We start from the raw sequence: 12,436 nt of genomic DNA, 5'->3' as shown, positions 1-12,436 counted from the left end.
TGACTTCCCGCCGTGCGGCAACGATTGGCCAGCGTCATGAGTCACCAGAACTACGCCATGCACGCGCGTGACGACGGCGCGGACTACGTGCTCGTGTCGAGCCCGCGGCCGCGCGTTCGACTGATCACGCTCAACAACCCCGAGCGGCTCAACGCGATGTCGTTTCCGCTCGTCGAGTCGCTGTACGCCGCGCTCCGCCGCGTCGCCGCCGACAACGACTGCATGGTCGCAATCCTGACCGGAAGCGGTCGCGGCTTCTGCTCGGGCATGGACCTGACCGACGTCGGGATGCCGCCGGGAAGCGACGGGCTTCCGATCTCGCGCATCGCGATCCGCGCGATGGCGTTCATGTCGGACGTGGTACCGGCAATGCGTGCGATTCCGCAGCCGCTGATTTGCGCGGTCAACGGCCCGTCGTACGGCGGCGGAATGTGCATTCCGCTCGGCGCCGACATCCGCATCGCGGCGCGCTCGGCGACCTTTCGCGGCGCCGGCATCAACAACGGCCTCGCCGGTACCGAGTGCGGCGTAAGCTATCTACTCCCGCGACTGATCGGCGCGTCGCGCGCCAACGAGATCATCCTGTCGGGTCGCGAGGTCGATGCGGACGAAGCCGAGCGTATCGGCCTCGTCTCGCGCGTCGTCGATGACGCCGAGCTCGTCGATTGCGCCCTCGAGATGGCCGACCGCATGTGCGGCTACAGCGCGCACGGTCTTTCGATGACGAAGGAAGTGCTGTGGGCGAACCTCGAGGCGGGCAGCCTCAAGGCCGCCATCGATCTCGAGAACCGCAACCAGCTGCTCGTGCGCATGACGACGCAGAATCTCGACGAGGCGATTCGCGCGCGAAAGCATGGACGTCCGCCGGTCTACGAAGACTGACACAGACGCGCCTGGTGGCCGGCTCTGGCCACCCGCCTTCTAGTCCACGTTTCGTCCTTGTGTAGAATCCGAACATGGGAATCGAGATACGCCCGGCAACCCTCTCGGACGAGGAGGGCGCGCTTTACCTGCTCGAGCAGTTGTTCGAGCCGCCCGGCGGCGTGCCCCCCGACTACACGCGACGCCGCTCGTCGACATCGTTCCGCTGGGCAGTGGAGCAACCGAATGCCGACATACTTCTGGCTTTTGATGGTGACAGAGCCGTGGGCTTGACGAGTGTCTATGCGGACATCCAATCGCTCGGCTTCGGTCCGAAGTGTTGGCTGCAGGACATGGTTGTCGATGAGAAGAGGCGGTCCGAGGGCATCGGCGGTCAGTTGCTGGCCGCGGCCGAGGACTGGGCGACGGCGCGCGGCCTCACTCACATCGAGCTGTCATCAAACAGTCGGCGCGCTGACGCGCATCGGTTCTACGAGAGAGCGGGGTTCAGTCGCGCCAACGCCTACCTCAAATGGCTCGGTTAGCCTCACTCCGCCAGATCAGGCGTGCCTGGCGGAGAGCTTACGGTCATCGATCTCGGCGATCGCGATGAGCAGCTCGGCCGTCGTACGACGATCGCGAACAACATTCCCCGGGGAATGTTCGTGAAGCAGAAGGGTTCCGCGACATGGACGGGACGATCGCCGTACGGGACTCTCGTCACGGCGCTTCGCGCTTCCTCGTCACGGCGCTTCGCGCCTACTGCATCAGCCTCAGCAGATACTCTGGTTCGCGGCCATCGCCTCGGTGATGTCCGCGGCAGCCGGCTCGCCCTCGAAGGAACCGAGAATGTCCTCGAGCTGCTGGCGAGCCTCGGCCGCACGCTCCGTCCGGGCGAGCAGTCGCGCGAGGCAAACTCTGGCTCGGAGCTCGAGCAGCCGGGAACGCTGATGGTGCGCCACGCGCACTGCTTCGCGGAACTGCGTTTCCGCTTCGGCGGCGGTGCCGGCGCCGCGTTCGTGCGTGAGCCGGGCCATCGCGATCTCGCCGCGCTCGCGGTGCAAGTCTGCCAGATAGATCGCCGAGCTGGTGTCGACGGCGTATTGGAAGCCGGCCTCGATCGTCTGAAGAGCCTTCTCGAGCCGGCCGACGCGCCTCTGCGCCGAGGCGAGCACTGCCGGCCAGGACAACCAGCGGCGTTGATTGATGCCTTCCATCGCATCGCACAACTCGGCCGAAGGTGTGCGCTCAAAGGCGGCCCAGCTCGCGATCGCGCGGTTTCGCGCAGTGATTTTTCCGATGAGCTGCTGCGTGATCTGCGACGATCGTTCGTTGCAGCGCGCGGCTCGATCGGGATTGCGCAGCACGATGCAGATCTCCGCGGCGTGGGTCTGTACCAAAGATTGGCTGACCGGATGATCCGAATCCTCACAGCGCGCGAGTGATCGTTCGAGCCACACTTCCGACTCGCGGAGTCTTCCGAGCAGCGCAAGCACGTACGCGTAGTGAATCTCCTGCCACGCGCGCTGATCGACGGTGGCGGGAATGCCCGGCTCCGGATCCAGCGTGACGGCTACCGAAAGACGCGCCGCGGCCTTCTCGAGCTCTCCTTTGACGACCGGTGCGAACGACGCCGCCGTGAGCGCTTGTGGACGAAGAGTGGGCAGCTCCCTGTCGGCCATCACGAGAAGCTTTTCCGCGGTGAGCTCGGCCTGCTCCGTTTCTCCGAGCGCAAGCTGGCCGACAGCGAGTCCGAGGCGCGCGGTGAAGACGAGGCGGCTGTCTCCCGCTCGCAAGGCCAACCGCTCCGCCGTCTGGTAGTACTGGAAGTAGTCGCCCCCCGTGCGCTGAAAGTCGAGGCCGGTAAGCTGGAACTGGGCATCCTCGCTATCACGCGCGCGGCTTCGGGGTTCTTCGTGAAGCCTTTGAAGCAACTGTTCGAGACGCTTGCGCGCTTCGGCCTGTGCGTCGGGTTCGACCGCGGATGCGGCGGCCTTCGACAGATACTGCACCGCCCTCTCGAGATCGTCCGCCGCCTCGAACTGCTCAGCGAGCTGGTAAACAGCCTCCGTCGTTCGCTCGCCGTGGGCCATTTCCATTCCGAGCGCGATCCGCTCGTGAACGAGCTGGCGGCGCGCCGACGACATGCGCGCGTAGCAGGCGTGACGGAAGAGAGAATGCACGAACTCGTATTCGCCGCTGCGAGTGCCGTCGGGACGAGTGACACTGCCACACGCGCGGATGAAATGACGCGCCTTCCCGAGGCGATGGCAGAGCGAATCGGCAGCAGCCACCGGCCGTCCGCATCCGCTGGCGACGTCCTGCGCGCAGAAGCGCAGCCCCACCGCGGCTGCAACCTCCAGGGCTTCGGTTTCGTCCGGGCCGAGCACGTCGAGCTGTGCTCCCACGATGTCGCGCAGATCGTCCGGAAGCTCGAGCAGCGTGGCAGCAGGATCGACTGGAAGCTGCCAGGCACTTCCGTCGCTGCTGATGATGCCCCGCTCGACCGCATGTTCGCTGAGCGCGCGGAGAAAGAGCGGGTTGCCCTCCGAGAGCTGTTCCAGCGCCGGCGCAAGCGCTGCGGCAACCGAGTCGCTGGCGAAGCGATGGGACAGCCACCGCTCGATCTCGACACGCAGCAGCGGTGACAAGGAGATCACGCTCGCACGGCGCGACGCCTGCAACCGCCGGACAAGGCCCGCGGCGGCGTGCTCGGTCGCAACGGCCTGCGCAGAGCGCCACGTAGCGAGCACCATGAGTCGTGCCGTCGCGGTGCGCTCGGCGAGAAGCCCGACGAGCGCGATCGTTGCCGCATCCGCCATGTGAAGGTCTTCGATCACCAGCAGCGTGGGTCGCATCGCCGCGACGGATTCCCAGAAGGTTGCTCCCTGGAACAGCAGCGAGGGAGCAGTGTCGAGAGGTGCAGCCGGCGAAAGCGGGGCTGATTCGGGCGCGGCAGTCCAAGGCATCATGGCGAGCCAGCCGGGAGCTGAGCGCTGCAACAAAGGCAGCACCAGAGCGCGCTCGCGCGACAGCAGGTCATCGATCGCACCGACAAACGGCACGTATGGCTCGAGGGCGCCTGTCGATTCGACAGCGCCGCCGCGCGCGATCAGGCTCTCTCCATCATCGAGCGAGCGCATGAGCTCAGCGACGAGTGTCGTCTTGCCAATACCGGCATCGCCTCCAACGAAAACGATCTGCCGCCGGCCCGCCTTTGCATCGGTCCAGCAGCGACGAAGTCGCTCCAGCTCAGTCTCTCGGCCAACGAATACTTCCGTGTGTGGCACGGAGCCGCGGGAATCGGATTCCGAAGGCGGACGACCGTCGCCCGCACCGGCCCCAAGCCAGCGGAATCCGCGCCTGTGCACGGTCTGGATGAAGCGCGGATCGGATGCGCTGTCCCCGAGAGCCCGTCTCAGCTCGTTGATGACGTTGCTCAGCGTGTTCGGTGTGATTGCTGTTCCAGGCCACGCGACATCGAGAAGGTCGCCTATCGAAACGAGCTCGCCCGCTCGTTCGCTGAGATACCGGAGCACGAGCCAGCTCTTGGGCCGCACCGCAATGGTCTGCCCGCCGCGGCAGAGTTGTTCGCCGGAAAGATCCAGCTCGAAACCCTGACCGATCCGGCGACGCGCGGGAGCAGCACCAGAAGTCCCGGCCATGGCGCGGAAGAATACCGGGGACGGCGAAACCACAAAATAGCTCGCCGGTGGACGCTCACGCCGACTGCGGCGGCGCGAGGCCGGAAACGAGCGCCTTCGTGCCCGGCAGCCTCGAAATGTGTGAGTTTTGTGGGGACTCGCCGGCGCCGGCCGGGGTAGCAACTGCGCATGACCGAGCGCTTCCGCAGCGACGACGAGAAACTCCAGCGTCCCCTCTATCCACAGGAGCGGACGTTCGTCCTGCGCTTCGACCGTACCACCGATCTCGGTGCCGGTACGTGCAGGGGCAAGCTGGAGGAGGTCACGTCGAGCGGCCGCCACCACTTCACGAGCCTCGCCGAGCTGCTCGAGCACCTTGGCAAACTGATCGACTGAGAGGGAGGGCCATGAACATCCGAAACATTCGAAACTACTCTGCGTGCGTCCTGGCGTTCTGTCTGCTGGCGATGACGCCGGACTGGTCCGAGGCGGCCGTGCTCACCGTCATGAACAGCAATGACACCGGCGCCGGATCGCTGCGCGACACGATCGCATCGGCATCGTCGGGCGACACGATCGACTTCGACGCCGGTCTGGCCGGATCAGTAATCCGTTTCGGCAGCGCCATCACCGTGGACAAGGACCTGACGATCGACGGTACCGGCGTGCCGGTCACATTGAGCGGCGACAGCAACGGAAACGGCAGCGCAGACGTTCAGCTGTTCGTCGTCGCTTTCGAGATCAACTTCACTCTCGACCACGTGACGCTCACCAAAGGTCTCGGCGACGTCGGCGGTTGTATCCTGAGCACGGGCCGGCTGTTCTTCTACGACAGCACGGTCTCCGCATGTCACGCTTCCGCCGCAGGCGGCGGCATCTACGCCACGTATGCGACCATCTCCGGCAGCACGATCAACGGCAACAGCGGCGACCAGGGAGGCGGGATCTACGTGGCGTCGAGCGCACTGATCGTCAACAGCACGATCTACGGAAACACGGCAGCAACCGACGGCGGAGGAATCCAGGGCCGGGTGACCGCGGGCGTGCAACTGTACAACACCACAGTCATGGCCAATTCGGCGCCTCTGACAGCTGGAGGCGGCATCGCGACTCGCGGACCGCTCGACCTCGTCAACACCATCATCGCCGGATCGACCGGTGCGGACTGCAAGCTGGAGTCCGGCGGCTCCATCGGGACGAACACCTCGAACTTGATCGAGGATGCATCGTGCCCGGCTGCGTTCAGCGGCGATCCCATGCTTTCGCCTCTTGGGAACTACGGCGGTCCGACCCAGACAGCACCGCCGATGAACGGCTCCCTCGCGAACGACCACGGCGACGAAACCTACTGCCTGGCCAGTCCCACAGGCGGTGTCGATCAGCGCGGCATCACGCGGCCGGTGGGATCCGGCTGCGACATCGGCGCGACCGAAGAACAGAACATCCTCTATGTCACCGCCGGTGGGGACGATGACGACGGCACCTGCGACGCGCATTGCACGCTGCGCGAGGCGATGAACGCCGCCGCCGCCGCCTTTGGACCGAATCTCATCAGGTTCGCAGACACGACTTTTATTACACTCGAATCGAGCCTCCCGCAGATCCACAAAACCCTCACGATAGACGGCGCAGGCCAGTACGTCGTGATCACCGGCGTCGACGAGACCAACGTCCCCGTCCAGGTCTTCTCGATCGACGGCGGCACCGTCGAGATGAATGGACTGCAGATTCAGGGAGGCGGCGCGGTGGCCGGCGGCGCGATCATGGTCGATTCGGCGACGCTCGCAATAGAAGGCTGCTCGTTCAACAACAATGTTGCGATCGACGGCGGTGTGATCCACGCCAGCTCCTCGACGCTCGCAATAGAAGGCAGCTCGTTCAGCAACAACGTTGCGGGCACCGGCGGTGCGATCTACGTAAGCTCCTCGACGCTCTCCGTCCTCGACAGCTATTTCGCGGGAAATGGCGCAGACTCCGACGGAGGAGCCGTCTACAGCACGAACAGCGCAACGAGCATCCGGAACAGCACGTTCTCGGCCAGCTTTTCCAACTCGATCACGGGTGGCGCGATCACTCTCGACACCGGATCGCTCGAGCTCACCAACAGCACTCTCTCGTACAACTCGGTTGGACTGGTTCGGCTCGCGTCGGGCGGCAATCTCAGCATCGTGAACAACATCATCGCCAATTCGTTGCACGCCGATTGTTTGAGCACGGCGTTCGCCGTGAACCATCACAACCTCATCGAGGACGGAAGCTGCAATCCGGCACTCAGCGGTGACCCGAATCTCGCGGGCGATCCCGATGACAACGGCGGCCCGACATACACGCTGAAGCTCAACGTCCCGTCGAGCGCGATCGACGCCGGCGACGATACCACTTGCCATCTGCTCGGCGACCGGGATCAGCGCGGATTCCCGCGGCCGGTCGGAGCCCACTGCGATCTCGGCGCCTATGAAGCGGGGATCCCGGTGTGCGGCAATGGCCTCGTCGAATACGGCGAAATCTGCGACGACGGGAATGTCGCGAATGGAGACTGCTGCTCTTCGACGTGCACCTTCGAAGCCGACGGGGCTCCATGCTGGGAGGACGGCGTCGGGTGCACCGTCGACGAGTGCGACAGTGTCGGACGCTGCCTGCACACCGCCGACGATAGCGCATGCGACGACGGCACCCTCTGCACACGGGACTACTGCAACGTGGAAAGCGGTTGCGAAAGCGACGACACGCCGCAGACCTGTGACAACGACGCGCCGGGCGGCGCGACGCTCTCGCTGGCCAATTCCGACGACGCCGGGAAGCGCGCGGTCTCGTTCAAGTGGGGCAAGGCCGGCTTCGCGAAGGAGGATCTCGGCTCGCCCACGACCGACACGGCGTACGAGCTCTGCGTGTACGATGCGAATGGCCTCGTCATTTTCCTCCAACCGCTGGCCGGAAACGCGACCTGCGAAGACGAGTCGTGCTGGAGCGAGACGACCAAGGGCTTCAAATACAAGGACCGCCGGAAGCCGGCACCGGGCGACGGAATCAGCGGAATTGCCGGCACGTCGAGCACCACGGGCAGCGGAAAGGTCCAGCTCAAGGCGAAGGGCAGCACGATCCCGACGTTTGCGCTCGGCGACGGCCTCGAAGGTACCGTAGTCGCGCAGGTTCGCACGAGCGACGCGTCCTGCTGGCAGGCGAGCTTCGGGGCGGACGAGATCAAGAGTAACGGCGCGGCGAAGTTCGCTGCATCGTACAAGGCGCCGTAGCTCGCCGGCCGATCCGTTTGCATCAACTCTCGACGTACTCGAATTGTACGCTCGTGCGTCGAGCGAAGATCGGCGGGAATCGCAGACTGGCCGTCGCACGACACTGTCCATAGGACTGCCACAACAAGGTGTGCGACGCCGTCGAGGCGAAGAAGGAGAGGACAATGAGTTTGATTCGAAGAACTTCGTTTGTCGTTGCGGTCACTTGTCTGACACTGGCGGCGGCTGCAGCGTCGCGAGCCGGCGACCCTGCCGCCGATTGTGCAGCCGCGAAACTAAAAGCCGCCGGCAAGTACTCGTCGTGCCTGCACGCGGCAAACGCCAAGTCGCTCAAGAGCGGCGACCCCGTCGATACCTCGAAGTGCGTCGGCAAGATCTCGTCGTCGTGGACGAAAGCGGAGTCGAAAGGCGGCTGTCGGACTTCCGGGGACGAAGGTGTGTTCCAGGCAGACATCGAAGAATCCGCCAGCATGTCGCTGCGGAAACTGACGATCACCGCATGCTGCAGCGGATCGGACGGCGTGTCCGGCGCCTGCGGGATCCTTTCGACTCTGCAGACGCTCACCGACTGCCAGATGGCCGCCGGGCCCCTCGCGACATACATCACGGCGGGGGCCGGATGCGGCAGCGACGGCTTCTGCTCTGCAACTCCGACGCCGGGCGGATGCTGCCAGACGTCGAGTGGCTGCGTGGCCGGCCCGAACTTCAACTCGCAGGTGGATTGCGAAGGCTTCAGCGGCGAGTGGCTGCCTGCACTGACGTGCGGAGTCGGCGGCTTCTGCGAGTAAGGCGCCTCCACGTAAAACCCTTCGAGGCCCCGCGGCGCTTGCACGCGCCGCGGGGTCTTTCCCGCTGTGACCGCCCGAGCCTTAATCGCCGCAACCCGTGGTTGCCCGGGGCGTTTAACCCCGAGCCGCATGGATATTGTTTCGGTCGGTTCCGGTTTCGCGAGGCTTCTCACCGGCGCGGCGATCCGCATCGTACGAGCGCCGGCCAAGTCCCCCCAGTCCCCTACTTGTGGCGATACTCACCCTTGTCACTCGACACAGTTCCGCCAGCCCCGTAACCGCATTCGCCGCGAGGCTTACTCATGGACGTCAAAGAGAATCTGGACGGCAGCATCACAGTCAGTTGCCATGGTGAATCTGTCACACTGTGGCGAGCCACCACGAAAAAGCCGACGAGTCGGCGTAAGAAGACTCCGAAGCCGGTAGGGCCAAAGCCTACCTCGCCGCCGGTTCTTCCTGACCCCGGGACCACTTCCTGCTGGCTGATTCAGCCGATCCGATCCGGCCGCAAATCGAGCCTCCCATTCACAGACTGGGATCTACTCGAGGTCCGAACGGGCGCCAGCCCGACGCGGTCGCGCAAGTCGCCGGCACTTCTCGTGCATGTTCCGCCAGGCAAAAGCGTGGACATTGAGAAACTACGCTCGAGACTCGCGATTCCTGCCCGGATCAAATTCGAAATCGTCTGATCCATGGATACCCCGGACTCTCCACTTCAGAAATTTGAGGCCGTGCGATCGGATATTCGCGCGACCGCCAAATGGATGGTCGGTGGCTTGGGCGCTCTCGGGGCGCTGGCGATCGGCACCAGCCCCTTCACGTCTCTCGGCTCTTTGATCCCGCTTACACCGCGGTTCTACGCTGCGGTGGTGGCACTCGCGGCGGCGCTGCTTCTTTTCGGTATCGGAATGATCCAGGCGCTACGCCTTCTCATCACCGAGACTTTTTTCCTGGAAGATGTGAGACAGAACTCGAATCTCCTCAAACTCATTGAGGCTCACGCATCGGACCTTCTACCGCCTCAGTACGAGTCCCTCATTCCGCTGCTTGATGAACGTCAAGCTGCCACCGTCGAGCTGCGTAAGCACAGCAAGTCCCCGGGTTCGAACGAATACACTGAGGCGTTGAACAGATTCACCGCGCTGACGCCGACGTTGAGTCGCCTGAGCTCGTATCTGCAAACGGAGCAGCTCAAAATGGACGTCCGCAATCGTTCGGTGGCACTGCTCTTAGTCACCTCCATGGGCCTGATCGCGCTGGGAGTCTATGCCTGGGCTGCCAACCCACCACACGACGATAAACCGAAGGAAGAAAGGGTACCGATCTGCGTCACCCGTGACAGGGCTGACGCGAGTCATACTACCGAGCCAACCTCGCCCCAGCCCAATCCGACAAAACCGCAGCCATAGCAGAATTGACTGGGAGTCGCCGCCGCAACTCAGGAACGGTTGGCAGGCGAGTACCGCAATGCGGCTGATGGCAATCGTCGAGCTACTAGGAACCTCGGTCGATCTTCCTGCCGATGCGGTTGCGTGCGCAGGATTACTCCGGACTTCCGCTTCCTGGCCCGGTCGGACCGACCCAATTCGTCAAACAGGCTCCCGCAGATGATCGTGCAGCTCGTCCGTCCGAACGGCTTCTGCCTGTCGAGCGAGTTCGGCGCTGGCGACACATCGGTCAAATCGGGATCGGAGTTGCGCGCGATCGCGCGTGAGCAGGCGCCGGCGTCTTTTTCGTTTCGCTCTTTCCCCACGCACTCGACACATGCGTGCCCGCCCGCTAACTCCCGATTTCCCGTGACTCATCGACACGGAAGGGGGAACTCATGAAGTGTTCTTTCGTATGGCATCGATCCTTCGTCGCAGCGGCCTGTCTTGCGTCGGCCGCAGCAGTCCCACCCGCGCACGCCGTGATCTGTCCGCCGGGTGAACCGGATTTTGTCTACCTCGACGTCGGCAACGACGGCTGCTTCAACAGCGGAACCGATACGGAGATTCCGGAGGCGTCGCTGGTCGGCACCTACACAACGTCGGGATCCATCGTCGTGCCCCATGGCGTCAAGCTCGAGGCGCCCGACGGGTCGAACACGGACTGGCATGCCACGCGCCTCTATCTCGACGGCAGCGTTTCGAACTACAGCAGTTTCAGCTTCGACGGCTTTTCAATCCAAATCGGTGCCAGCGCGAAGCTGATCGGAAACGACGTCCATTTTGGCATGAGTGGCGGAGTCATGATCGTGGGCGACGGCGCCACTTTGACGGCCATCACGGGAATTCTGTCGATGACCGGGTCTGCCACCACCGACCTTGGGGCGAGCACGCACCTCAGCGGCGCTTCCGTCTATCTTGATGTGGACAATGACATCCTCGTTCGGGAAGGCGCCTCCATCGTCGGTACGAATGGCTACGTCAGCATCAGCATGAACGCAGGCAGCGAGCTCCAGTCCGGCGTGTCCGTTGCTGCGACAGGCTCGCTGTCGATAACAGCATCGAGCACTCTGACGCTCGGTGACGGTGTGTCGCTCGAAGGCGAGTCGAGCGCTTCCATTTCGGCCAACGGAATCACGGCTGGGGACGGCGTGAAGATGTCAGGCGGAACCGTGACGACCAGCGGCAGCGGAGATCTTGTCGCCGGCGACAAATTTTCCGTCGAGGCGACAGATGGCGTCGTAACGCTCGGCGGAGGCAACCTGGCTGTTGGCGAGAAGGCGAGGCTCACTGCTGCAACGGGTCTCGTCGTCAGCCTGTCGGGAGGCGTGAGCTTCGGCGCGAGCGCCAAGCTCAGCGCGTACGCGAACATAAGCTCCTCGACCGGCAGCACGATCGATTTCGGAGACAAAGCGAAGATCGTCTCCACGGGCGGGTCGGTTTCGCTCCAGGGCTACCTCGGGGTTTCGCTCGGGGCCAAGAGCAAGGTGAGTGCATACACCTCCGACACTCTGATCTCGTCCGCGCCGAACTCCGGGTTCGGCGTACAGATCGCCGAAGGCACCAAGATCAAGAGCGGAACTGCCAAAGACCCGATGATGCCGTCCTCGATCGTCCTCGAGGGCTACTCGATCGGGATCTCGCCAAAAGTTTCGCTCAGCGGCGCGGAGAAGCAGAATTCGATCATGCTGCATCCGTATGAAACACTGTCGGTGGACGGCGCGAAGATCGCCGGCAAGACCATCGTGGTCGGCGACGCAGACGACGCGCCCTTCAACCCGTTCCTCTTCAAGAATACGAAGGTCACTGGTTCGGCAGATGGAGCAACGCTCGACTTCGTTGCCAGCGGCAGCACGTGCGACCTGACCGGCAGCAGCTTCAAAAAGATCACGGTCGACCATTCGAGCTGCATGGCGGTCGTCGGACCGTGACGAAGCCATGGCGCCTCCACGCAATGAAGACCTGACCGAGCGCTACGCGGCCTACGTTGCCGCGTTCGAGCTCGCGTTTCACGACGACGACTGGACGCGGATCGAATCGTTCCTCACGAGGGATGTCGTGATCCGCATCCACACCGAGCCGTTCTCCGGAGGGTGTGAAGGCATCGACGGCGTCGCGGACTACTTCCGCGGAGTGCTCGACAACTTCGACCGTCGCTTCGACGAGCGGGCAATCGTGGGCCGGCCCCAGATCGAGCAGGCCGGCAACCGCGTCCGCGCACGCTGGCGCACGTGTTACCGCATCGGCGGAGCGCCAGACCTTGCGATGTCGGGCGTGGAGGTGGCCACGTTTCGCGGTCCGCATATCGCGCGTCTGGACAGCCGCTTTGACGAGGGCATTGCCGAGCGCATGGTCGATTGGCTCGGGCGCTACACCGAATTTCTCCACCCGAGCGTCGGAGACTCTGTGCAATCGCTTCTGCGCGGGCGGCAGCCGCGCTGACCGACGCACCTGCGACACGCGGA

9 protein-coding genes are annotated in these 12,436 nt (G+C 64.0%); 8 read left to right on the top strand and 1 reads right to left on the bottom strand.

Annotated elements, in window-relative coordinates:
- Positions 1-36: 36 nt before the first annotated feature.
- Both VN634_04120 and VN634_04115 read left to right on the top strand, forming a co-directional pair.
- The gene (locus VN634_04120; GenBank protein HXC50046.1) at positions 37-882 is read left to right on the top strand and encodes an enoyl-CoA hydratase-related protein; all 846 of its coding nucleotides are present in this window, start codon (positions 37-39) and stop codon (positions 880-882) included.
- 74 nt (positions 883-956) lie between these two features.
- Positions 957-1,406, top strand: coding sequence for a GNAT family N-acetyltransferase (locus tag VN634_04115; protein ID HXC50045.1), 450 nt, complete (start codon positions 957-959; stop codon positions 1,404-1,406).
- Positions 1,407-1,634: 228 nt separating this feature from the next.
- Here the strand turns inward: VN634_04115 and VN634_04110 are convergent, their stop codons facing one another.
- Positions 1,635-4,526, bottom strand: a complete 2,892-nt coding sequence (locus tag VN634_04110) for an AAA family ATPase (GenBank protein HXC50044.1) — start codon at positions 4,524-4,526, stop codon at positions 1,635-1,637.
- Positions 4,527-4,694: 168 nt separating this feature from the next.
- Between VN634_04110 and VN634_04105 the strand changes: the two genes are divergently transcribed.
- From VN634_04105 to VN634_04080, 6 genes are all read left to right on the top strand, one after another.
- Positions 4,695-4,901 carry a hypothetical protein gene (locus tag VN634_04105; protein HXC50043.1) on the top strand — a complete coding sequence of 69 codons (207 nt, stop codon included), beginning with the start codon at positions 4,695-4,697 and terminating at the stop codon, positions 4,899-4,901.
- An 11-nt stretch (positions 4,902-4,912) separates the two neighbouring features.
- The gene (locus VN634_04100; GenBank protein HXC50042.1) at positions 4,913-7,756 is read left to right on the top strand and encodes a choice-of-anchor Q domain-containing protein; all 2,844 of its coding nucleotides are present in this window, start codon (positions 4,913-4,915) and stop codon (positions 7,754-7,756) included.
- Between the two features lie 164 nt (positions 7,757-7,920).
- A complete protein-coding gene (locus tag VN634_04095; protein ID HXC50041.1) occupies positions 7,921-8,544 on the top strand; it encodes a hypothetical protein in 624 nt (207 codons plus the stop codon).
- A 692-nt stretch (positions 8,545-9,236) separates the two neighbouring features.
- A complete protein-coding gene (locus tag VN634_04090) occupies positions 9,237-9,953 on the top strand; it encodes a hypothetical protein (GenBank protein ID HXC50040.1) in 717 nt (238 codons plus the stop codon).
- A gap of 416 nt (positions 9,954-10,369) precedes the next feature.
- The gene (locus VN634_04085; GenBank protein ID HXC50039.1) at positions 10,370-11,902 is read left to right on the top strand and encodes a hypothetical protein; all 1,533 of its coding nucleotides are present in this window, start codon (positions 10,370-10,372) and stop codon (positions 11,900-11,902) included.
- Positions 11,903-11,909: 7 nt separating this feature from the next.
- Positions 11,910-12,413 (top strand): nuclear transport factor 2 family protein, encoded by a 504-nt coding sequence (locus VN634_04080; GenBank protein HXC50038.1) that lies wholly within the window; start codon positions 11,910-11,912, stop codon positions 12,411-12,413.
- Positions 12,414-12,436 lie beyond the last annotated feature (23 nt).

The organism is Candidatus Limnocylindrales bacterium, from assembly GCA_035571835.1.
Taxonomy (GTDB): domain Bacteria; phylum Desulfobacterota; class Binatia; order UBA1149; family CAITLU01; genus DATNBU01.
This window is presented reverse-complemented; position numbering and strand designations above follow the sequence as displayed.